The following is a 21,269-nucleotide window of genomic DNA, read 5'->3' on the forward strand; positions in this document are numbered from 1 at the left end:
CCGGTGCGACGGAGGCGTTCGCCAGCATGGGGGGAGTCACAGGAAGTGAGGGGGACGGATGCGGGCGATCGCGGCGATGGTGGTGACGGTCGCGCTCACCGCCGCCCCTGCGTCGGCGGGCGAGGACGACGGCAACGACGACAGCGACGACAAGACGCCCAAGTGGCGCAAGCTCACGTCCTTCTTCGTCTCGCCCGAGTCACCTCACCAGAACGACGTCATCCGCGTCCTCCTGCATTGCCCGGACGCCGCGAACCACGCGATCGTCGGCTCCACCGCCTTCCCCCTGAAGGGCTCGTGGCGCACCTTCCGCGAGGTGGGCGTGGGCCTGACCGGGCGGAACTTCGGCCGGCGCGGCGTCATCATCTCCCGCTACGCGCCGCCCGGCCACCACGACGTGTCCATGAAGTGCGTCAAGGTGCGCATCGACAAGAAGACGAAGATCAGGAAGGTCAAGGTGATCAGCCGCGCGTCCGCGTCGCTGTTCGTCCGTCCCTTCCGTATCCGTCAGTATTTCTGAGCCTGCTCGGCCAGCCACTGCTCGAACGTGGTCGGCGCGATGCGCACGCGCTCGCCCGGCAGCATCACGTCGCCGGCCATCGACGCGTCGAAGACCCCGTGCCACGTCGGCACCAGCTTCACCTCGCGCCCCCGCGCCTGGTGCGTGCGCCTGGCCATGTCCACGAGGTCCTGCGGGTCGGGGCCCGCGACGTCGGCGTAGCGGCCCTGCGGCTCGCCGAGCGCGACCTCGGCCAGTACGGCCGCTATGTCGGACGGCGCGATCGGCTGGACGAGCAGCGGCGCGAGGGTGGCGACGCCGTCCTGCTCGGTCCAGCTCGCGACCATCTCGGCGAAGTCGTGGAACTGCGTGGCAGGCACGATCGTCCACGGCACGGGACCGGCCTCCACCAGCCGCTCCTGCTCCCGCTTGCCCGCGTAGTGCGCGTTGCCCGGCACGCGGTGCACGCCCACGATCGACAGCAGCACGTGGTGCCGCACGCCGGCGCGCTGCTCGGCGGCCAGCAGGTTGGCCGTGGTGGTGCCGAAGAGCTCGACGGTCTCCTCCCTGCTGACCGGCGGGGCGCTGATGGCGTCGACGACCGCGTCCACGCCGGTCAGCGCCTGGTCGAGGCCCTCGCCCGTCACCAGGTCCACGCCCAGCGACCGGCTGACGCGGACGACCTCGTGCCCGTCGCCCTCCAGGAAGGCGACCGTACGGGAGCCGATGTTGCCGGTGGCCCCGGCGACTGCGATGCGCATGATGACTTTCCTCTCCTCGTGCTACGGCGTCACCATATCTCGGACTAAATAGATCCTCAATCTCCCCGATATGATGGTCGGCGTGAAGCTGCCTGTGAGCACCGAATGGTTGTTGCACTGCGCGTCGACGCTGGCGCAACTCGATCCCGGAGCGACCGCGTCGGCCGCACAGCTCGCCGACTACTACGACCTTCCCGCTCCCTACCTGGCCAAGCAGCTTCAGGCGCTGGTCAGAGCCGGAGTGCTGGCCGCCACGACGGGGCCGAGGGGAGGGTTCAGGCTCGGGCGGCCGCCGGGGGAGATCACGCTGCTGCAGATCGTGGAGGCGGTCGATGGGGCGGCGTCGCCGTACGAGTGCCGCGAGATCCGCATGCGGGGGCGCGGCGCGCTGCCGGAGGAGGACTGCCAGGAGACGTGCGTGCTCGCGGCCACGATGTACGAGGCCCACGAGGCGTGGCGGCGCAGCCTGGCGGGGGTCACGCTGGCCGACATCCTCGCCGGCCTCCCCGAGGCCATCCCGGCGCGCACCCGGTCGATCATCGCGGGAACGCCGAGGGCGCCCCGCTGACGTCGGTCAGCGGGGCGCCCCGTCGTGCGGGAGCCCGCCCGGTCGCCACGACCGCCGGGCGGGCCCGGTATCAGCCCGCGTCAGTCCGCGAGCTCGATGGCGGCCCCCGGGCACACGGCGGCCGCCTCGCGCACCACGGCGTGCTGGTCGGGGCCGGGCGAGTCGTCCAGCAGGATCACGATGCCGTCGTCCTCACGCTGGTCGAACACCTCGGGCGCGAGCAGCACGCACTGCCCCGCGCCACAGCACTTGTCCTCGTCGACGATGACCTTCACGATGTCGTCTCCTTCTCGATTCAGGGGTTCACCAGCGGACGGGCAGCGTACGCAGGCCGCCGACCGCCAGCCCCTCCACCCGCTCCAGCTCCGCCACCGGCACCGCCAGCTCGAGCGAGGGCAGCCTGCGCAGCAGCACCTCCAGCACGACCTGCAACTCGGTGCGCGCCAGCGACTGCCCCAGGCACGAGTGCGCGCCGGAGCCGAAGGCGAGGTGCGGGTTGGGGCTGCGGGTCAGGTCCATCTCGCCGGCGTGCTCGAACGCGCTCTCGTCCCGGTTGGCCGCGGCCATGCTGCAGATCACCGTGGTGCCCTTGGGCAGCACCTGCCCGCCGACCTCGCTCTCGACGGGCAGGTAGCGGGGCAGGCCGAACCCGGAGTTCGCGTCCATGCGCAGCGACTCCTCGACCGTCGTACGGATCAGCGCGGGCTCGTCCAGCAGCCGCTCCCACCTGCTCCGGTCGGCCAGCAGCATCGCGACCATCTTGCCGATCATGTTCGCGGTGGTCTCGTGCCCGGCCACCAGCAGCCCCATGCCGGTCACCAGGATCTGCAGGTCCGACAGCCCGCCCTGTTCGGGGCCGCCGGCCGCCAGCAGCTCACTGAGCAGGTCCTCGCCCGGCTGCGCGCGCCTGGCCTCGACGTGGTCGGACATGTACTGGAAGAACTCCGCCTGCGCGGCGTCGATCTCCTCCTTGGTGTAGCGGGTCAGGTTGAGGAACGTGTCCGACCAGTACGAGAACCGGTCGCGGTCCTCGGCGGGCACCCCGAGCATGTCGCAGATCACGTACACCGGCAGCGGGAAGCCGAGCGACGCCTTGAGGTCGGCGGGCGCGCCGCGCTTGACCATGTCGTCGATGAGGTCGTCGGCGATCTGCGCCATCGCGGGCCGCAGCGCCGCCATCCGCTTGGCGGTGAACCACCGGCCGACCAGCCGCCGCCAGTGCTGGTGGCCCTCGCCGCCGTCGGGGATGATCTGGGCGACGTCGCTGTTGAACACCCCGCCGCCGTCCGCCGACAGTCGCGCCGCGTCGGGGGCGGTGAGCCGGCGGGTGAAGCGCGGGTCGGCGAGCACCGCCTTGACGTCCTCGTAGCGGGTGATGAGCCGCGCGCCGTCGCCGCTCGGCAGCTTCACGTGCGCCACCGGGCACTCGCCGCGCAGCCGCGCCCACTCCGCGGGCGGGTCCAGCGCCGCGTCGTTGGGGATCGGGTAGTTCAGGACCTGCTCATTGACGCTCATGCGGCCTCTTCTCGTGAACGGATCGGCTTCTATGCCGGGGTGAGGTGCTGCTGGCGGAGCACGCGGGCCTGCTTGGCCATGTTCCAGCCGAGCACGCCGGTGACCCGGCCCTCCTCGCGGTAGACGGCGGCGAAGCGGTGCTGCTCCGGGTCGCCGTCGGTGACGCTCGCCACGGCCTCCTGCGACGGCAGGCCGTGCGCCTGGATCTTGACGTCGTACTGGTCGGTCCAGAAGTAGGGGATGGGCGTGTACGGCCGGTCCGCGCCCAGCAGGTTGGCCGCCACGACCTGGGCCTGCTCGGTGGCGTTCGTCCGGTTCTCCAGGCGCAGCCTGCGGCCCATGACCTCGTGGTGGAAGGACGCCACGTCGCCGACCGCGTAGACGCCGTCGGCAGCCCGGCAGCGCGCGTCGCACTCCACCCCGTCGCCCAGCCGCAGCCCGCTGCCCGCCAGCCAGCCGGTCGCCGGGCGGGAGCCGATGGCCGCCACGACGGCGTCGGCGTCCAGCGTCTCGCCGGTGGCCAGGCGCACGCCCCTGACCCTGCCCGCCGCGCCGGTCAGCGCCTCGACGGTGACGCCGAGCCGCAGCCGCACGCCGCGTTCCTCGTGCGTACGGGCGAGGTGCCCGGCGATGACGTCGCCGAGCTGGTCGGCCAGGATCGCCCGGCCCATGCCCACGAGCGTCACGTCGAGGCCCATGCTCCTGGCCGTCGCCGCGATCTCCGCGCCCAGCACGCCCTCGCCGACGACCACCAGCCGCCTGGCCGCGGTCAGGCCGAGGCGCAGGGCGAGCGAGTCGTCCAGGCCGCGCAGCACGTGGACGCCCGCCAGGCCGTCCTGGCCCGGCAGCCGGCACGGGACCAGGCCCGTCGCGATGACGACGGCGTCGGCGCGCACCACGCGGCCGGACGCCGTGGTGACCGCCCGCTCCCGCGCGTCCAGTGCCGTGGCGGGCTCGCCGCGGACGAAGGCGGCGCCCAGCGCGTCGAGCTGCTCCTGCGTCCGCAGTTGCGCGCGGGCCGGTTCCCACGCCCCGGCCAGCACCTGCTTCGACAGCGGCGGCCGGTCGTAGGGCAGGTGCGGCTCGGCGTCGAGCAGCGTCAGACGGCCGGTGTAGCCCTGGCGGCGCAGCGCCTCTGCGGTGCCCAGGCCCGCGGCGGAGGCGCCGACGATCAGGATGCTCTCTGGCGGTGTCACTCCGCCTTCCTCCCGTGCCCAGCTGCGTGTATGCGCATATGTCCTGGTCCTTTCCGGCATCTCGCCCTGAAGATTACCCTACACATGTAGGAAAACCTTCACCTGTAGTCAGAAGGTAGGGTGAAGCGCGTGGCGACCACAAGAGCAAGCAACACACCGTCGGGTGACCGGCGCGTCCGCCGCACCCAGACCGCCCTGGCCCGCGCCCTGCTGCGGCTCGTCGAAGAACGCGACCTGTCCCGCATCGCCGTCGCCGACGTCGCCGAGCTCGCCGGAGTCAGCCGCTCGACCTTCTACGACCACTACCGCGACGTGCACGAGCTGGCCGAGGCCGCCTGCACCGCGATGATCGACCGGCTCGTCGAATCCCTGCCCATGCCGGCCGTCGACGCGGAAGACCCGCTCGCCGAGGCCGCCGCGTCCCTGGAGGCGTTCTTCGCCAGCCTCGCCGAGCACGCGGGGCTCTACCGTGCGCTGCTCGGGCCCCAGGGCAGCGCCCGCGTCGCCGACCACATCCGCCGCCGTACCGCCGCCGCCATCCACGCCCGCCTCAGCGAGGAGCCCACCGCGCAGGACGACGACCCGCACGACGTGAGCGCCGCGTTCACCGCGGGAGCCCTCATCGGGGTCGCCTCCGACTGGCTGCACCGCGGCTGCCCCCGCACCCCGGCCGAGATGGCCGCCCTGACCTGGCCGCTGATCACCGCCGTTCACCCCCTCCCGCTCCGGCCCCGCTCTCGCAGCTGAGTGGTTGATCCACTTAGGATGCGGTTCATGCCGCTACACCTCCCTCCGCCCGACGACCGGCTGTCCGGACACACCGGCTACACCCGGGCCCACTGGGAGGCGATGGCCGACCACCTGCTGGCGTCGGTGGCGCCGTACGCGACGGAGGGCTTCTCGCAATACCGGCTGCCCGGCGAGCCCAGCATCTCCGGCACGGTCAGCGACGGGCTGGAGGGCTACGCCCGCACGTTCCTGCTGGCCGCCTTCAGGATCGCCGGCGCTCAAGGCGACGTGGCGCCGGAGCTGATCGAACGGTACGCGAGCGGCCTGATCGCCGGCACCGACCCCCGCCACCCCTTCGCCTGGCCGCCGCTGACCGACATGGCGCAGCCGCTGGTCGAGGCCGCCTCGATCGCGCTGGCGCTGCACGAGACCCGGCCGTGGATCTTCGACCGGCTCTCACCGGAGCAGCGGGAGCGGGTGGTGAGCTGGCTCGCCGGGTTCATCGGGAGGCGCACCCCGGACAACAACTGGGTGCTGTTCCAGGTGATCGTCGAGCAGTTCCTGGCCGAGGTTGGCGGCCCCTACGAGCCGGACGAGATCACCGGCGGCCTGGAGCGCATCGAGGAGTGGTACGCCGGCGACGGCTGGTACACCGACGGCAAGGGCAAGAACTTCGACTACTACTGCGGCTGGGCGCTGCACCTCTACCCGTCCCTGTGGGCGCGGATGGCCGGCGACACCGCCCGCGCCGAGCGCTACGCGGGCCGCCTGCGCCTTTTCCTTGAGCAGTACCAGCACTTCTTCGCCGCCGACGGCGCTCCCGTGCACCAGGGGCGGTCGCTGACGTACCGGTTCGCGACGGTCGCGCCGCTGTGGCTGGGCGCGCTGACCGGCGCCACGCCGCTGCCGCCGGGCCGCACCCGCCGCGTGGCGAGCGGCGTGCTGCGGCACTTCGCCGAGCGCGGCGTGCCCGACGAGCGCGGCCTGCTCACCCTCGGCTGGTACGACCCCTTCCGCCCGGTCGTGCAGCCCTACTCGGGCCCCGCGTCGCCCTACTGGGCCAGCAAGGCGTTCATCGGCCTGCTGCTGCCGCCCGAGCACCCGGTGTGGACCGACCCGGAGGAGCCGGCCCCGATCGACCTGGCCGACCAGAGCGTGGCCATGCCGGGGCCCGGCTGGCTGCTGCGCGCCACCCACGAGGACGGCGTCGTGCGCCTGCTCAACCACGGCAGCGACCGCGACCGCGTGCGGAGCGGGGACGGCGTCCCCGACCCCCACTACCTCCGCCTGGCCTACACCAGCCACACCGGGCCGGAGGCGAGCGGCGTGGACAACAACCTGGCCGTCATCGCGCCCGGCGGCGACACCTGCCTGCGGCGATCCATCGAACCCCTCGCCGTCTCGGACGGCTTCGCCGCCTCGGCCTACCAGGACGGCGACGTCCGCGTGGTGACGGCCGTCGTGGTCGCGGGGGCGTCTGAGATCAGGATCCACCAGGTGACCGCGCCCGCCGGGCACCACGTACGTGACGGCGGACACGCGCTGGCCGCCGAGACCCCGCCCGAGCTGCGGCAGGGCGACGGAGTGGCGTCGGCCAGGCGCGCGGACGGCCTGACCAGCGCCGTCCGCGCCCTGCACGGCTTCACCGGCACCGGCCTGGCCACGGCCGAGCACGCCAACGCCTTCGGCCGGCACTCCGCCACGCCGTACGCGGTCGCGACCGGCCACCCCGGCGGCACCGCCGTCTACGTCAGCCTCGTCCACCTGTCGGGCACCGGCGAGGAGCCGCCCACGCCGTCGGCCGAGGTGACGGACGGCGCGGTCGTCCTGGGCCTGAAGGACGAGACGGTCACCGTCCGCCTCGGCCCCGTCCCCGCCCGCACCCGGTGAGCCGCGTCACTTCTTCTTGAAGGTGTCCTTCACCTTCCTGCCCGCGTCCTTGATCTTCTCGCCGGCCTGCTTCAGGCCGCCCTCGGTCTGGTCGGCGCGCCCCTCGGCGCGCAGCTCCTCGTCGTCGGTGACGTCGCCGACGTTCTCCTTCGCCCGTCCCTTGAGCTCCTGAGCCTTGTTGCGGAACTTGTCGTCGGTGCCCATGTCCGTGCCTTCCTGCTCGATTTGCCGCAGGCCCTTGTCCTTACCGAGCGGGAAGGGCGGAAACGTGGTCCCAGGACGCGAGCCGGGCGTGGATCTCCTCCCGTACCGGAAGGGTGAGCGCCTCGGCGTGGGCGCGGGCGAGCAGCTCCTCGATCGAGACCCGCTCGCCCGTCTCGGCCGCCCGCACCGCCGCCTCCACCATGGCCAGGCTGCCGATGTTGCGGGCGATCGCCCCCGAGGGCACCGTGCCGTCCCGCACCGCCGCGACGAACTCCACCAGCGCCCCCGCGATCTGCTCATGCTCGCCGGGCGGCACGAGCAGATCAGCGCCGGCCCCGTCGAGGCTGGAGCCGACCCGCTGCTCGCCGTCCCAGGTGGCGCTGCCGCCGGGACCGACGGCCCGCCACTCGCCGTTCCACGAGGTCTCCAGCCCGTCGGCGCACCAGCTTCCGTTGTAGACGTAGCGGACGCCGCCCTCGAACTGGAAGGTCGCGGTGGCGGAGGCATCGCCGCGGTACCAGCTCCATGGCGGGTTCCAGCTCTCGCACGTCACCGACACGGGATCGGCGCCGAGCAGGTAGCGGGCCGCGTCGAAGGCGTGGATGGCCATGTCGACCAGCAGCGGCTGGTCCATCTCGTCGCGGAACCCGCCGAAGCGCGGCCCGCGGAAGAACGACGTGGTGAGCAGGCCGGGCGGGCCGAGCCGGCCGATCAGCCGTCGGTACTCGGCCAGCGCCGCGTAGTAGCGCCGCGACTGGCTGATCATCAGCAGCCGCCCCGACGCCTCGGACGCGGCGGCCTGCACCAGGGCCTCGGCCAGCGTCGGCGCGGCCGGTTTCTCGCACAGCACCGGAACCCCGGCGAACAGCGCCTCGACGCTGACCGCGGTGTGCGCGGCGGGGACGGTGACGTTGACGACCGCGTCGGGCTCGACCGCAGCGAGCAGCTCGCCGAGCGAGCCCGCGACCGGGGCCGCGCAGCCCGTCTCGCGCAGGGCCGCCCGCGCCCGCTCGACGTCGAGGTCGGCCACCCCGGCCAGCTCGACGTCGCCGGAGGCCGCCAGCGTACGCAGCCAGGCCAGCCCCATGGCCCCCGCGCCGACCTGGACGACGCGCAGCGGCCGGGTCATCCGGCGTCCTTGTTGTGCATGGCCCCCCGGTAGCCCTGGCCGTTGAAGAAGTCGTCCCTGTCGTAGCGCAGCAGCGTCGGCAGCGCCCGCCGGTCGGGGTCGCCGGCCGCCCACTCGACGCCGTTCGCGATGACCTGCAGCACGTCGGGATGGTGGTAGACGGGGTAGTCCTGGTCGCCGGGGCTGAAGTAGAAGATCTTGCCGTTGCCGCGCAGGAAGGTGCAGCCGCTGCGGAACACCTCGCCGCCGCTGAACGAGCTGATGAAGATGAGCTCGTCCGGGGTGGGGATGTCGAACTGCTCGCCGTACATCTCCTGGGCCGGGATCTCGATCGGATGCGGCACGCCGCGCGCGATGGGGTGCGCCGGGTTCACCGTCCAGACCAGCTCGCGGTCGTTGTCGCTGCGCCAGCGCAGCGTGCAGGTGGTGCCCATCAGCTTGGTGAAGATCTTCGACCAGTGGCCGGAGTGCAGCACCACCAGGCCCATGCCGGACAGCACGTGCCGGTGCACCCGCTCGACCACCTCGTCGGCCACCTCGCCGTGCGCCGCGTGCCCCCACCAGGTGAGCACGTCGGTGCCGGCCAGCACCTCCTCGGTCAGTCCGTGCTCGGGGTCGTCGAGGGTGGCGGTGGCGACCTTCGCCCGCTCGCCCAGCCGGGCCTCCACGCCCCGCCTGATCGCGTTGTGCATGCCGTCGGGGTAGATCTCGGCCACGTGGGGTTCGGCCTGCTCGTGCCGGTTCTCGCCCCACACCAGGACATTGAGGGTTCGAGTGGTCAAGGGGACATCCTTTCCATAGATCACTTGACGGCGCCGCTGACGGCGCCGGCCGCGATGTAGCGCTGAGCGAAGATCAGCAGCAGCCCCGCCGGGACGGACGCCAGCACGGCCGTGGCCATGACGGCGGCCCAGTCCTGCGAGTTCGCGCTGATGTAGTCGTAGATGCCGAGCGTGATGGGCCTGACCTCGGGCGTGCTGGTCAGGGTGAGGGCGAACAGGAAGTCGCTCCACGCCGACAGGAAGGTGAACAGGGCCGCCGTGACGATCGCGTTCCTGCTGATCGGTACGACGATCGCGAGGAACGCCCGCAGGTTGCCCGCCCCGTCCACCATCGCCGCCTCCACGAGCGCCGGCGGGATCGACCCCATGAACGCCCTGATGAGCAGCACCGCGAAGGGGATGCCCGCCGCCGAGTTGGCCAGGATGAGGCCGAAGACGCTGTTGATCAGGAACAGCGAGTTGAACAGCGGATAGAGCGCGTTGGCGATGACCATCGCCGGGATCATCTGGGTGATCAGCAGCACGAGCAGGAACACCGTGCCCGCCTTGGTGCGGAAGCGGTACAGCCCGTACGCGGCGGGCGTCGCGATCGCCAGCGTCAGCACCACGGTCCCGAGCGCGATGACCAGGCTGGTGACGAAATTGCGGCCCTGCTCGGTCACGGCGGTGGCGTAACCGGACAGATCTGGGTGAACGGGGAAGAAGTCGGCAGCGGCGGCGCCCGAGGCGGCCTGGAGGCTGGTGTTGACCATCCAGTAGACCGGGAAGATCATCACGGCCAGGAAGACGACGCCGAGCACCGTCATGGGCAGTTTCCGCGCGGTCGAGTTCCGTGCGGTCGAGTTTCGTGCGGTCAAGGTGTGGTTCACGTGCGGCGCCTCACTCGTGCGGCTCGCGGCGCGAGATGAACAGGTAGACGAGGGCGAAGACCAGCGAGACCACGATGAGGACGTTGCTGATGGCGGCGCCCTGGCCGAAGTCGAACTCGACGAACGACTTGTTGTAGGCGTTCGTGGCCAGCGTCTGGGTGGAGTTGGCGGGGCCGCCGCCGGTCAGGCCGAGGATGATGTCCACGACCTTGAGCGTGTAGACCACGCCGAGCACGATGACGACGCTCACCACCGACCGGATGCTGGGCCAGGTGATGTGCCGGAACGCGGTCCAGCCGGTGGCGCCGTCGAGCGCGCCCGCCTCGTACAGGTCCTTCGGCACCGCCTGCAGGCCGCTGTAGAGGATGGCGACGTTGAACGGGATGCCCAGCCAGATGTTCACCCCGATCACGCCGGCCAGCGCGAGCGTCGGATCGACCAGCCACGGCACGGCCGGGATCCCGAACAGGCCGAGGAACTGGTTGAGCGCGCCGCTCTCCTGGTCGAGCAGCCACTTCCAGACCGCGCTCGAGGCGATGAGCGGCAGCAGCCACGGCAGCAGCAGCAACGCGCGCAGGAAGCCGCTCAGCGGGAAGTTGCGCTTGAAGAACAGCGCCAGCGCCAGCCCGATCACGAACTGGAAGGTGATCGAGCCGATCGTGAACAGCGCGGTGTTCGCCAGCGTGGTCGTGAACAGGTAGCTGGACAGGATCGTCACGTAGTTGGTGAGCCCGACCCAGGGTGCGTGCCCGCTGTAGAAGGTCGAGGTCGTGTACTCCTGGAAGCTCATGACGACGTTCTGGACGATCGGATAACCGAAGAACATCGCCACGAAGGTCATCGCGGGCAGCGTGAACAACCACGGCGTGGCCCGCTTGAGCAGGCGCGCCCACAGCAGGTCGCGCCGGCCGCGCGCGGCGGCCGCGGAAAGGCTGAGATCGGCTGAGGTCACCACGCGGCTCCTTGTCACTCGCCCTGCGCCTGGCGCAGGGCCTCGGCGGGCGCGGCCTTGCCGGTCAGCGCGATCTGCACGGCGTTGTAGATCTTGGTGGCCGCCTTCGGCCAGTCGGGGCCGAGGGCCGCGGTACGCGAGCGCGCGGTGCGTACGGTGGTGACGAACGTCGCGATCGCCGGGTCCTCGGCCGCGGCGCGATCGGCGACCCCGGGGTTCGTCGGGACGGTCTGCGTGACCTTCGCGGTCTCACGCTGCAGCTCCGGCGAGACCAGACATTTCACGAACCGCCCCGCCTTGGCCATTCTCGCCTTGTCGCCGGTGCGCGGCACCGTGAAGAGTTCGCCGCCGAGCGGGGCGACCGTGGGTTGCGTGGCCAGCCGGGTCGGGATGGTGAACGTGCCCCAGTCGACCTCGTGCTGCTTCCTGAGCGCGGGGATCTGCCAGGGCCCGTTGACCACCATCGCGGCCTTGCCGGCCATGAACTGGTCGATGACGTCGTCCTGGCTCCAGATGATCGAGCTCTTCGACATCGAGCCGTCGTTCTGCAGATCGACGAGGAACCGCAGCGCCTGAGCGGTCGGGGGAGTGGTGATGTCCTGCTCGGTGCCGCCGTTGCCCCACATGAACGGCAGGAACTGCCAGGAGCCCTCGTAGGTGTTGACGTTGCTCATCGCGAAGCCGTACCGGCCGGGGGCGGTCAGCCTTTTCGCGGTGGCGCGGAGTTCGTCCCAGGTTCTGGGGACTTTCGTGATGCCGGCCGCCCGGAACAGCGCTTTGTTGTAGAAGATGCTGAGCGTGTTGACCGAGGGGGCCAGGCCGTACACTTTCCCGGCGTACGTGCCGGCCTTCACCACGGCCGGCGTCATTCCCTCGCCGTGCAGGCCGTAGTCGGACAGCGGGGTGAGCGCGCCCGACTCGGCGATCTGCTGCACGTCGGGATTGTCGAGCATGAGCACGTCGGGCAGGGTGCGCGAGGAGCTCTGCTGGAGCACCTTCGGGATCAGCCCGGGGCCCGCGACGTGGTCGATCCTGATGTCGAGGCCGGTCTGACGTGCGCACGAGTGGTAGAGCGGGTCGTGCAGCTCGTCGTAGTAGTCCTGGATGACGAGGGGGCCGGTGGCTTGCGCGCCGGCGGCGGTCCCGCCGCACGCCGACAGGGTGAGGGGGAAGAGAACCGCCGCGACAGTCACTTTGGGCGCCTTCCCGTGACGCTTTTGTGCTGTCTCCATGTGAGCTACTCCTAGGGGGTCGCCACGGAGTCGATGAAGGGTCGTTTACCGGGAGAAAGGGGCTGCGGGAAGTGATGCCGCCACTCGCGGGGCGGCCAGGGCAGTGATCGAAATAAAGCGCTTAACCGCGCTGGCTTGACCGATATGTTGCGCCTGTCCGACGGCGATGTCAACAACAAGTTAAGCGTTTTACGAAACGCGGGCGGGCGATATAGTCGCAGATGCTTCGCGCGGCCCTGACGAGTCGGGAGGCGGCATCCATGGTCACGATGCGCGACGTCGCCGAGCGGGCGAACGTCTCGATCGCCACGGTCTCGTTCGTCATCAACGGCACCAAACGGGTCGCGCCCGAGACCCGCGCCCGCATCGAGGCGGCCATCCAGGAGCTCAACTACCGGCGCAACGTCGTCGCCCGCGCCCTGGCCAGCTCGCGCACCCGCATACTCGCGCTGCTCCACCCCGACCTCGAGTCCAAGCCCAACGCCACGGTGATCCAGTTCGTCATGGGCGCGGCCCACGGCGCCCGCGAGCGCGGCTACGACCTCGTGCTGTGGCCGGTCAACGACGACGAGCAGATGTCCCACCTGCTGGCCGGCGGGCTCGTGGACGGCGTGCTGCTGATGGAGGTGCAGATCCGCGACGCGCGGGTGGCGCGGCTGCTGGCCTCACGGGTGCCCTTCGCGCTGATCGGCCGCACCGAGGACGACGACCTCCCGTACGTCGACATCGACTTCGCCACCACCATCCACCAGGCCGTCGAGCACCTGCGCGGCCACGGCCACGAGCGCGTCGCGCTGGTCGCCCAGCAGACCGACGCCACCACCGAGCCCGGCCGCATCATGCGGGTCGAGTCGGCCTACCTCGACGCGATCGCGCCGCTCGGCCACCCGCCCGCCGTCATCAGGGTCGAGAGCACCTCCGCCGGAGGCCGGGCCGCCGCGCGCCGGCTGCACGACGACTTCCCCGAGGTCACCGCCGTCGTGCTGGTCAACGAGGGCGCCGCGGCGGGCCTCGCCAAGGGCACGCGGGCGCTCGGCCGTCAGGTGCCGGGCGACCTGTCGATCATCTCGGCGGCGACCACGCGCGAGCTGGGCGAGATGATCGAGCCGTCGCTGACGGTCATGGCGGCGCCGGCCGCCGAGCTCGGCCGGATGGCCGCCGACGCGCTGATCGACCGGCTCGAAGGGGCCGAGGAGGCGCCGCCGCGGGTGCTCATCCCGTGTGCTCTGGTGCCGGGGGAGTCGGTGGGGCCGCCGCCGGCCCGCTGACGTCGAGGCCCGCCTGGGGGCCGACGAGCCGGGCCAGCGCCTCCTGGGCGGTCGCGCGCACGGCGGCGGGGTCGTCGAGGTCGAAGCCCACGACGAGCCCGTCCCTGAGCATCAGCAGCAGGTCGGCCGTCTGCTCGGGGTCGGGGTGCCCGGCCTCGGCCAGCAGGTCGCGGTAGAGGTCGCGGTTCCAGCGGCGGTGCTCGACGATGGCCTGCCGCACCGGGTGGGCCGGGTCGGGATATTCGGCCGCGGTGTTGACGAACGGGCAGCCGCGATAGCCGGGCCCGCTGCCGAACTCGCAGAGGTGGACGAAGAACGTGCGCAGCCGCTCGTACGGGGCGTCGTCGCGGCTCAGCCCGGCCGCCGCCGTGCGCTGCAGCCCGCTCTGGTCGGTGATGTAGGCCCTGACCAGGTCGTCCTTGCTGGGGAAGTGGTGGTAGAAGGTCGCCTTGGCCACGCCCGCCTCGGCGATGATCCGGTCGATGCCGACCGTGTGGATGCCCTCGGCGTAGAACAGCCGCGTCGCCGTCTCCAGCACGCGCTCGCGGGCGGGGCTCGGCCGGCGTCCCTGCAACGTTCCTGCGCTCACAGGTTGACGATACCAGACAGATCTGTCTACTATCGGGCTCCACACCGAACAGACAGGTCTGTCTAGCTAAGGGGCACGACATGAGCATCTACACCGCCATCGCCACCGCGGCCGGCCGCGACGGGCGCGCCGTCAGCTCCGACGGGCGGCTCGACGTCAAGCTGGCGCTGCAGAAGGAGCTGGGCGGCGACGGCGAGGGCACCAACCCCGAGCAGCTCTTCGCCGCCGGTTACGCCGCCTGCTTCGCCTCCGCCATGCGCTTGGTGGCCGGGCAGCGGCAACTCGACGTCGCCGACGCGGCGGTCACGGCCGAGGTCGGCCTGTCGCCCAACGGCAAGGGCGGCTTCCAGCTCTCGGTGACCCTGCGGGCCGAGCTGCCCGACCACATCGGCCCCGAGGCGGGCCAGGCGCTCCTTGAGGCGACCCACCAGGTGTGCCCGTACTCCAACGCCACGCGGGGCAACATCCCGGTCGAGCTCGTCATCGAGTAGGGCGTTGCACCTTAAGCGCCTTTGTCAGGGAATCTCCCGAAGATCGCGGTCAAGGTCCCCCCTGTGATGGTGTGGCCTTCGGGGGAGACGCGTGGGCAGACTGTGGGGCCGGTCGTTGCGGACGCGGCTGGCGTTGTTCGCCAGTGTCACGATGTTGCTGCTGAACATCATCGTGAGCGCTTTCGTGCTGCTCGGCATCAGGAACGAGGTCGCCGAGATCCGCGCCCACGAGCTGTCCACCAGAGCCGTACGCGTGCTGATCCTGATCAAACGGGGGCGCCTGCCCCAGGTGCTCGACCAGGACGGCACCGACGGCATGCAGGTCCTCGACCACACCGGCCGGCCGGTCGCCTGGACGCCCAACCTGGCCGGCCAGCCGCGCCTCACCACCGTCGTGCCGCACCGCTCCCTGGCCAACGACGCCGGGACCGTGTGCGGCATCCCGGCCTTCGAGGGCGAGTGCAAGATCACGGTGACCGTGATCGCGTACCAGCCGGAGGGGGAGTGGCTGGTCTACGCCTTCGGCCCCGCCGTGCCCTGGTACGTCAGCCCGGCGACGCTGATCTTCCAGACCGGCGTGTCGGCCGCGCTGGTCGCGCTGACCTGGTTCGGCGTGTCCCGCATCGTGGCGAGGACGCTGGCGCCCGTCGGCAGCATCACCAGGAAGCTCGCCGAGATCAGCGCGGGCGGCGGCGGCCTGCGGGTGCCCGTTCCGGTGAACGACGACGAGATCAGGGCGCTGGCCGAGACCAGCAACCAGACCCTGGAGCGCCTGGAGTCCGCGCTCGCCGGGCTCCAGGACGCGATGGAGCGGCAGCGCAGATTCGCCACCGACGCCTCCCACGACCTGCGCAGCCCGATCACGGCGATGCGGGCCCAGATGGAGGACGCCATGCTCCACCCCGAGGAGGCCGACTGGGCGGAGACCGGCACGAAGGTGCTGGCCAGCCTCGACCGGCTGCAGGCCATCGTGGGCGACCTGCTCACGCTCACCAAGCTCGACGCCGGAGCGCCCGACCAGCGCGAGCCGGTCGACCTCTCCGAGCTGGTCGCCGCCGAGACCGCGCGGCCGCGCTCCAAGGAGTTCGTCACGACCCTGGAGAGCGGCGTCGTCGTCATGGGCGACCGGCTGCAGCTGGCCCGCCTGCTGACCAACCTGCTCGACAACGCCGAGCGGCACGCCGAACGGCGGGTCATCGTCACCGTGCGGCGGCAGGGCGACGACGCGGTGGTGGAGGTCGTGGACGACGGGGCCGGCATCCCTCCCGAGCACCGCGAGTTCGTCTTCCAGCGCTTCGCCCGCCTCGACGCCGCCCGCAACCGCGACGCCGGCGGCACCGGACTCGGGCTGCCCATCGCCAGGGAGATCGCGACCGCCCACCTCGGCACGCTGTCCATCGAGGACTCCGACACCGGCGCCCGTTTCGTGCTGCGCCTGCCGATCCTGGAGGAGGACTGAGCCCGCCGTGACGGGTGCGCAACCAGCGACATGACTGACTTGAGGAGGATCGGGGCACATGCAATTCCGGATCAGGTTTGTGCCACCGGAGGGAGAGCCACATGGATCAGCCGGGTACCGGTAGCCGGAACGTCCACGACGGCGCGGGTGCGGCGACCGGCCGCGTACGCTGCACGCCTCCTCCCGCCGCCGAGCTGTACGAGATCGTGGTCCTGGACACCACCGGCGGCGATCCGCACTGGCACACCATCGGCTGGGGCGTGAACCGGGGAGACGCCGACACCATCGCGCAGTCGTACGTCACTCGCCCGGTGTGCCCGTACGAGGAGGCGCGGATCCGGCAGAACGGGCACCTGGTGGGGGTGCACCGCCGGCAGCCCTGACCCTCCGTGCGGTCAGGGCGTGGCGTGGCCGGCGACCAGGACGGCCCCCAGCGCCTGCTCCACGTCGTCGTGGAAGGTCGCCGCGCGATCGGCGCCCGTGATCTCCAGCAGCCTGGCCGGCATCGGCTGCACCCCGGCCAGGTGCAGGCCGGCGCCGTGGGCGCGGGCCAGCGCCCCGGCGGCGAGCAGCACCGCGAGGCCGGAGCTGTCGATGAAGGTCAGCTCGCGCATGTCCACGATCACGTGGTCGTCGAACCGGCGGCGCTGCCCGCCGATGAACTCCTCCAGCTCGGCGGAGGTGCTGATGTCGACCTGGCCGGCCACGGTGAACAGCGTGGCCCCTGGATAGTGGCGACAGGTGAGTTTCACGGGCTCTCCTGGCGTTGGTCGGCCGGTGGCTGGTCGTAAGGGGTATCGCGGGGACGCCAACCGATGCTGCAACCTTATGCCCGCCGATCAGACACCCGAAAGAGGATTCGTCAAAGAATCTTCAGGAAGGATCCTGGGCGGACCGGTCGTCCATCACGCCGTACGCCGTCGCGCGGAAGAGGAACGACGCCCACGACCGGTAGGGCCGCCAGGCGTCGGCCAGCCGCCGGTACGCGGACGGCGGCGCGTCCTCCGCCAGCCCGTACGCCTCCCGCAGGATCGCGAACAACCGCGGCTCGTCACCGGGGAACGCGTCCGGCGCCCCCGCGCCCCTGATGAGGATCAGCCCCGCCGAGAACGGCCCCACGCCGGGCAGCGACCGCAGCTCCGCCAGCGCCTCCTCCGGGGCCAGCGAGCGCAGGTGCTCGGTGGTCAGCAGGCCGTCGAGCGCCGCCCTGGCCAGGCCGCGCAGCCACTCCTCCTTCTGCGCCGGCAGGCCGAGCCCGCCCGCGTCCAGGAGCGAGACCGGCGGCGGGAACGCGGGGAACGGCTCGCCGTCCACCACCACCTCCGCGCCGTACCGCTGCGCGATGCGCTGCTTGATCGCCGACGCCACGACCATCGACGAGCGCTGCACGATCACCGCCCAGCAGGCCGCCTCCCACGGGCTCCAGAAGCACACGGGACGCAGGCCGGGACGCAGCCGCAACAGGTCGCCGAGCACCGGGTCGGCGTCGCCGAGCTTGGCGAAGCCGGTGCCGTCGACGTCGAGCGAGAAGATCCGCGCCACCTCGCCGCGGATCGCCGGGCCCGCCGGGCGTGTGGTGCTGACCGACACGCCGCCGGGGACGCCCGTCACGCTCACGCCGATGGGCCGCCAGTCGGCCTCCGCGCAGTACGCGAAGCGCAGCGTCCGCCCGTCGGAGGGCAGCCTGCTCGTGGCCGGCCAGTCCGCCACGAAGCGCAGGGAGTCGGCGAACTCGAACGGGCCCTCGGCGGTCAGCGTGAATCCGTGCGTGGTCATGCCGCTGATGTTAGGCGGCGTCCGGCGCCTGGCGTACGGTGAAATCCTGACGCTGACGTCAGCAGCACCTGAGGGGGAGATCGGATGCGGATCGGCGAGCTCGCCGCCCAGGCCGGGGTGAGCGTGCGCGCGCTGCGCTACTACGAGGAGCAGGGCCTGCTCTTCTCCGAGCGCACGCCCAGCGGGCAGCGCGTCTATGCGGACGGCGCGGTGGAGCGGGTCAGGCTCATCCGGCAGCTCTACGCGGCCGGGCTGGCCAGTAAGGCCATCGAGCCGATCATGCCGTGCGTGATGTCGGGCGAGGTCGTGCCCGAGCTGATCGAGCGACTGCGGGCCGAGCGGGAGCGCATGGACGCCAAGATCAACGAGCTGGTCGAAGCCAGGACCAAGCTCGACTCGATCCTCGCCGTCGCCGACGCCGTCGCCCACGAGGGCGGGAACTGCCCCCGATGACCCAGGAGGGCGCGGACGCTCCCGGCGGGGGCGTTCCCAGCGGGGGCGTTCCCGGCGAGGGCTTTCCCGGCGGCCCCGGCCGCGCGCCCGAGACCGCGTTCGTGCTCGGGGGCGGGGGTGTGCTGGGCGCCCACGAGGTGGGGATGCTGCGGGCGCTCGACGAGGCGGGCATCCGTCCCGGACTGGTGGTGGGCACGTCCGTCGGCGCGCTCAACGGCGCGGTCATCGCCGCCGACCCGGCTCAGGCGGTCGCCAGGCTGACCGGTCTGTGGCATTCCGACATCGTCCGTACGGCCTTCGCCGGCTCCTGGGCGGCCCGGCTGTCCACGCTCGCGAAGACGCGCACCCACCTGCACCCCAACGAGCCGCTGCGCGGCGTGCTGCGCGAGACCGTGCCGGCCGCCCGCATCGAGGAGCTGTCCGTGCCGTTCCAGTGCGTGGCCGCCTCGGTCGAGCGCGCCGCGGCCCACTGGTTCAGCTCGGGGCCGCTGGTGGACGCGGTGCTGGCCTCGTGCGCCGTACCGGGGCTGCTGCCGCCGGTGGTGATCGGCGGCGAGCACTTCTACGACGGCGGGCTCGTGCACAGCATCCCCATCGGCAGGGCCGTGCAGCTCGGCGCCAAGCGCGTCTACGTCCTGCACGTCGGCAGGATCGAGCGCCCGCTCAGCCCGCCGCGCAGGTTCTGGGAGGTGGGCATGGTGGCGTTCGAGATCGCCCGCAGGCACCGCTTCGCCGAGGACCTCGCCACGCTGCCGCCCGGCGTGGAGGTGCACGTGATGCCCTCGGGGGTGACCACGCCCGCCTCGCCGCTGCGCTACCGCGACGGCTCCCAGGTGGCGGCCTGCATCGACCGCGCCTACCAGGCGTCTTCCCGCTACCTGCGCGAAAGAGGAGGATGAGAGTACGCCCTTGAGGAGGCCGCCGTGCTTCCACCTCGCATCCTGCGCAGGGTCGTCTTGGCGCCCCTGGTCATCGTGGTCACCGTGTTCATGCTGGTGACGCTGCCGTTCTGGCTGGTCGTCACGGCCGCCGCCTCGCTGCGCCTGCCGCCGCCGCAGCGCAGGGGCGCGCGGTTCGTCTGGTTCGCGGTGGCGTGGCTGACGCTGGAGTCCGCGGTGCTCATCGCCTGCCTGTGGCTGTGGGTGGCGGGCGGCGCGAAGCGGCAGGAGCGGCACTACGCGCTGATCGGCTGGTTCCTCACCCGCGTGTACGGCGCCGCCGAGCGCATCTTCCTGCTCACCACCGACATCGAGGAGCCAGAGCCGACCCCCGAGGAGCAGGAGGCCAGGCTCTCCCGGCCGGTCATCGTCCTGTCCAGGCACGCGGGCCCCGGCGACTCCTTCCTGCTGATCCACCACCTGCTGGCCCGCTACCACCGGCGGCCCCGCATCGTCATGAAGGCCGCGCTCCAGTACGACCCGTCGCTCGACGTCGTCGTCAACCGGCTGCCGAACGCGTTCGTGCCCCGCAGCACCGACCAGAGCGGCGTCACCGCGGAGATCCGCCGCCTCGCCGCCACGATGGGCGACAGGGACGCGCTGGTGATCTTCCCCGAGGGCGGGAACTTCACCCCCCGCCGCCGCCGCCTCGCCATCCGGCGGCTTGAGGAGAAGGGCCTGACCGGCGAGGCGGGCCGGGCCCGCGACATGGACCACCTGCTCCCGCCCCGCCCGAACGGCGCCATCGCCGCCATCGAGTCCTGCCCGCCCGCCGACGTCATCTTCGTCGCGCACACCGGGCTCGACCAGCTCGTCACCGTGGGGGACGTCTGGCGCAAGCTTCCCGTCAGCGCGCACATCACCGCGAAGTGGTGGCGCGTACCGGCCGCCGAGATCCCCAGGACCCGCGAGGAGCGCGTCCGCTGGCTGTACGACCACTGGGCGCTCATCGACGCCTGGATCACCGAGCAGCGCGGAAGCCGTCCAGAAGCCGGGACACCGTCCGATGGCGCAGGTCGTCCGGCCAGCCGCCCGCCAGCGCGCCGTGGGTGGCGGCGGTGAGCACGGCCATGACCTCGTCCAGCCGGACGTCGGGGCGTACGGTCCCGGCTTCGCGCGCCGCCTCCAGCAGCGTGCCGAACGCCTCGCCGAGCGCCAAGATCTGCTCGCCCGGCTCGATGGGCGCGCCTTCCTCGGCGAGCAGGCTCACCACGGCGCCGATCCTGGCCGAGCCGCCGACGAGGAACGCGAAGTAGTCGAAGAACGCCGACCCAGGATCCCCATCGGCGATGAGGGACTCCGCCCTGGCGATGAGCCGCCGCCGCAGGTCCTTCATGATGGCGGCGAGGAGGGCGTGCTTGGTGGGGAAGTGGCGGAAGATCGTCCCGATGGCGACGCCCGCTCGTGCGGCGACCTCCTCCGTGGACGCCGATGTGCCCCGCTCGGCGAACACCTCCTCTGCGGCGGCGGAGCGGGTCGCGGCCATGGCGGAGGAGGGCCGCGCGTCCCTCCCCGTCGCCTTCGAGGAATTCCGCGACGTGACCGTCCACGAGACCGCCGACCCGGAGGTGATCGTCACCGAGTACCGGCTGGTGGGCACCCTGCGGGGGAGCGACGTGCGCGCCCAGGCCGCGTTCGTGGTGGTGCTGCGCGCGAGGGACGGGCGGATCGTGCATTGGCGCGAGTACCAGGACCGCGCCGCCATCGCCGAAGCCCTCGCTTGATCCACCACACCGCCGCCCTTGGAGCATCCCTCGCCTTCGGCTGCTCCTCCCCGCGGCCGCGCCTTTTCGGCCGGGCTGCGGTTCTGTCCGCGGGCCCACCACCACCACCACCCACTTCCCGCGTCTCCCGTTCGGAGAATCTCAGTGATTCTCTTGCCTGCTTCGCTGGCATCTGCCTCGAGTGCTCGAGGTCTTACGTCGCCTCCACAGGCGTTTAGCGTCTCCGGGGAACTGCCCGGCGACGT

The 21,269-nt window shown here is 71.8% G+C and carries 26 protein-coding genes; 12 read left to right on the forward strand and 14 right to left on the reverse strand.

The genetic code is table 11. The annotated features are described in order from the left end of the window. Positions 1-58: 58 nt before the first annotated feature. A complete protein-coding gene (locus tag AB0K28_RS18295) occupies positions 59-520 on the forward strand; it encodes a hypothetical protein (protein ID WP_345388258.1) in 462 nt (153 codons plus the stop codon). On the opposite strand, the gene AB0K28_RS18300 is transcribed toward AB0K28_RS18295, so the two are convergent. Next, a complete protein-coding gene (locus tag AB0K28_RS18300) occupies positions 508-1,260 on the reverse strand; it encodes an NAD(P)H-binding protein (protein WP_364371115.1) in 753 nt (250 codons plus the stop codon). The two genes, AB0K28_RS18295 and AB0K28_RS18300, sit on opposite strands and share 13 nt — an antisense overlap. 82 nt (positions 1,261-1,342) lie before the next feature. On the opposite strand from AB0K28_RS18300, the gene AB0K28_RS18305 reads away from it, so the two are divergent. Further along, positions 1,343-1,828: an Rrf2 family transcriptional regulator gene (locus tag AB0K28_RS18305; RefSeq protein WP_364371118.1), complete on the forward strand. Its 486-nt coding sequence runs from the start codon at positions 1,343-1,345 to the stop codon at positions 1,826-1,828. An 80-nt stretch (positions 1,829-1,908) separates the two neighbouring features. Here the strand turns inward: AB0K28_RS18305 and AB0K28_RS18310 are convergent, their stop codons facing one another. Genes AB0K28_RS18310 through AB0K28_RS18320 form a run of 3 tightly spaced genes read right to left on the reverse strand, consistent with a single transcriptional unit; the run spans position 1,909 to position 4,539 of the window. Then, positions 1,909-2,103 (reverse strand): ferredoxin, encoded by a 195-nt coding sequence (locus AB0K28_RS18310; protein ID WP_345388252.1) that lies wholly within the window; start codon positions 2,101-2,103, stop codon positions 1,909-1,911. Between the two features lie 28 nt (positions 2,104-2,131). Continuing rightward, the gene (locus AB0K28_RS18315; protein WP_364371122.1) at positions 2,132-3,343 is read right to left on the reverse strand and encodes a cytochrome P450; all 1,212 of its coding nucleotides are present in this window, start codon (positions 3,341-3,343) and stop codon (positions 2,132-2,134) included. Between the two features lie 29 nt (positions 3,344-3,372). After that, positions 3,373-4,539: an FAD-dependent oxidoreductase gene (locus tag AB0K28_RS18320; RefSeq protein WP_364371125.1), complete on the reverse strand. Its 1,167-nt coding sequence runs from the start codon at positions 4,537-4,539 to the stop codon at positions 3,373-3,375. Positions 4,540-4,668: 129 nt separating this feature from the next. Between AB0K28_RS18320 and AB0K28_RS18325 the strand changes: the two genes are divergently transcribed. Together AB0K28_RS18325 and AB0K28_RS18330 are read left to right on the forward strand one after the other, a co-directional pair. After that, positions 4,669-5,286 carry a TetR/AcrR family transcriptional regulator C-terminal domain-containing protein gene (locus tag AB0K28_RS18325; RefSeq protein WP_364371128.1) on the forward strand — a complete coding sequence of 206 codons (618 nt, stop codon included), beginning with the start codon at positions 4,669-4,671 and terminating at the stop codon, positions 5,284-5,286. A 27-nt stretch (positions 5,287-5,313) separates the two neighbouring features. Then, a complete protein-coding gene (locus AB0K28_RS18330) occupies positions 5,314-7,158 on the forward strand; it encodes a DUF2264 domain-containing protein (protein WP_364371131.1) in 1,845 nt (614 codons plus the stop codon). A 6-nt stretch (positions 7,159-7,164) separates the two neighbouring features. On the opposite strand, the gene AB0K28_RS18335 is transcribed toward AB0K28_RS18330, so the two are convergent. The 6 genes from AB0K28_RS18335 to AB0K28_RS18360 form a co-directional block, all read right to left on the reverse strand. Further along, on the reverse strand, positions 7,165-7,362 hold the full coding sequence (locus tag AB0K28_RS18335; RefSeq protein WP_364371134.1) for a CsbD family protein: 198 nt from the start codon (positions 7,360-7,362) through the stop codon (positions 7,165-7,167). Between the two features lie 40 nt (positions 7,363-7,402). After that, positions 7,403-8,491: a Gfo/Idh/MocA family oxidoreductase gene (locus AB0K28_RS18340; RefSeq protein ID WP_364371137.1), complete on the reverse strand. Its 1,089-nt coding sequence runs from the start codon at positions 8,489-8,491 to the stop codon at positions 7,403-7,405. Next, positions 8,488-9,273 carry a ThuA domain-containing protein gene (locus tag AB0K28_RS18345; RefSeq protein WP_364371140.1) on the reverse strand — a complete coding sequence of 262 codons (786 nt, stop codon included), beginning with the start codon at positions 9,271-9,273 and terminating at the stop codon, positions 8,488-8,490. The genes AB0K28_RS18340 and AB0K28_RS18345 overlap by 4 nt, the downstream gene beginning before the upstream one ends. Positions 9,274-9,293: 20 nt before the next feature. Then, positions 9,294-10,079, reverse strand: coding sequence for a carbohydrate ABC transporter permease (locus AB0K28_RS18350; protein ID WP_364371143.1), 786 nt, complete (start codon positions 10,077-10,079; stop codon positions 9,294-9,296). Between the two features lie 73 nt (positions 10,080-10,152). Then, on the reverse strand, positions 10,153-11,094 hold the full coding sequence (locus tag AB0K28_RS18355; RefSeq protein WP_364371145.1) for a sugar ABC transporter permease: 942 nt from the start codon (positions 11,092-11,094) through the stop codon (positions 10,153-10,155). A gap of 14 nt (positions 11,095-11,108) precedes the next feature. Beyond that, positions 11,109-12,287, reverse strand: a complete 1,179-nt coding sequence (locus AB0K28_RS18360; RefSeq protein WP_364371148.1) for an extracellular solute-binding protein — start codon at positions 12,285-12,287, stop codon at positions 11,109-11,111. A 299-nt stretch (positions 12,288-12,586) separates the two neighbouring features. On the opposite strand from AB0K28_RS18360, the gene AB0K28_RS18365 reads away from it, so the two are divergent. Further along, positions 12,587-13,594 carry a LacI family DNA-binding transcriptional regulator gene (locus AB0K28_RS18365; RefSeq protein ID WP_364371151.1) on the forward strand — a complete coding sequence of 336 codons (1,008 nt, stop codon included), beginning with the start codon at positions 12,587-12,589 and terminating at the stop codon, positions 13,592-13,594. Here AB0K28_RS18365 and AB0K28_RS18370 read toward each other — a convergent pair. Continuing rightward, positions 13,539-14,183, reverse strand: a complete 645-nt coding sequence (locus AB0K28_RS18370; protein WP_364371154.1) for a TetR/AcrR family transcriptional regulator — start codon at positions 14,181-14,183, stop codon at positions 13,539-13,541. The genes AB0K28_RS18365 and AB0K28_RS18370 overlap by 56 nt on opposite strands. Positions 14,184-14,263: 80 nt before the next feature. Here AB0K28_RS18370 and AB0K28_RS18375 point away from each other — a divergent pair, with 80 nt between their 5' ends. From AB0K28_RS18375 to AB0K28_RS18385, 3 genes are all read left to right on the forward strand, one after another. Beyond that, a complete protein-coding gene (locus tag AB0K28_RS18375) occupies positions 14,264-14,674 on the forward strand; it encodes an organic hydroperoxide resistance protein (RefSeq protein ID WP_364371157.1) in 411 nt (136 codons plus the stop codon). 91 nt (positions 14,675-14,765) lie between these two features. Next, a complete protein-coding gene (locus AB0K28_RS18380) occupies positions 14,766-16,133 on the forward strand; it encodes a HAMP domain-containing sensor histidine kinase (protein WP_364371160.1) in 1,368 nt (455 codons plus the stop codon). A gap of 101 nt (positions 16,134-16,234) precedes the next feature. Continuing rightward, a complete protein-coding gene (locus AB0K28_RS18385) occupies positions 16,235-16,516 on the forward strand; it encodes a hypothetical protein (protein WP_364371163.1) in 282 nt (93 codons plus the stop codon). Positions 16,517-16,528: 12 nt separating this feature from the next. Here the strand turns inward: AB0K28_RS18385 and AB0K28_RS18390 are convergent, their stop codons facing one another. Both AB0K28_RS18390 and AB0K28_RS18395 read right to left on the reverse strand, forming a co-directional pair. Then, positions 16,529-16,885, reverse strand: a complete 357-nt coding sequence (locus AB0K28_RS18390; protein WP_364371166.1) for an STAS domain-containing protein — start codon at positions 16,883-16,885, stop codon at positions 16,529-16,531. 121 nt (positions 16,886-17,006) lie between these two features. Beyond that, positions 17,007-17,909 (reverse strand): hypothetical protein, encoded by a 903-nt coding sequence (locus tag AB0K28_RS18395; protein WP_364371169.1) that lies wholly within the window; start codon positions 17,907-17,909, stop codon positions 17,007-17,009. 84 nt (positions 17,910-17,993) lie between these two features. Between AB0K28_RS18395 and AB0K28_RS18400 the strand changes: the two genes are divergently transcribed. Genes AB0K28_RS18400 through AB0K28_RS18410 form a run of 3 tightly spaced genes read left to right on the forward strand, consistent with a single transcriptional unit; the run spans position 17,994 to position 20,362 of the window. Further along, a complete protein-coding gene (locus AB0K28_RS18400; RefSeq protein ID WP_364371172.1) occupies positions 17,994-18,362 on the forward strand; it encodes a MerR family transcriptional regulator in 369 nt (122 codons plus the stop codon). Continuing rightward, the gene (locus tag AB0K28_RS18405; RefSeq protein WP_364371175.1) at positions 18,359-19,261 is read left to right on the forward strand and encodes a patatin-like phospholipase family protein; all 903 of its coding nucleotides are present in this window, start codon (positions 18,359-18,361) and stop codon (positions 19,259-19,261) included. Before AB0K28_RS18400 ends, AB0K28_RS18405 begins: the two co-directional genes overlap by 4 nt. Before the next feature lie 24 nt (positions 19,262-19,285). Next, positions 19,286-20,362, forward strand: a complete 1,077-nt coding sequence (locus AB0K28_RS18410) for a 1-acyl-sn-glycerol-3-phosphate acyltransferase (protein ID WP_364371178.1) — start codon at positions 19,286-19,288, stop codon at positions 20,360-20,362. Here AB0K28_RS18410 and AB0K28_RS18415 read toward each other — a convergent pair. Next, a complete protein-coding gene (locus AB0K28_RS18415) occupies positions 20,262-20,786 on the reverse strand; it encodes a helix-turn-helix domain-containing protein (protein ID WP_364371181.1) in 525 nt (174 codons plus the stop codon). The genes AB0K28_RS18410 and AB0K28_RS18415 overlap by 101 nt on opposite strands. Here AB0K28_RS18415 and AB0K28_RS18420 point away from each other — a divergent pair. Then, positions 20,785-21,024, forward strand: coding sequence for a hypothetical protein (locus tag AB0K28_RS18420; protein ID WP_364371184.1), 240 nt, complete (start codon positions 20,785-20,787; stop codon positions 21,022-21,024). The two genes, AB0K28_RS18415 and AB0K28_RS18420, sit on opposite strands and share 2 nt — an antisense overlap. The last annotated feature ends 245 nt before the right edge of the window (positions 21,025-21,269 follow it).

It is taken from the genome of Nonomuraea sp. NPDC049504, assembly GCF_040676845.1.
GTDB classification, from domain to species: Bacteria; Actinomycetota; Actinomycetes; order Streptosporangiales; family Streptosporangiaceae; genus Nonomuraea; species Nonomuraea salmonea.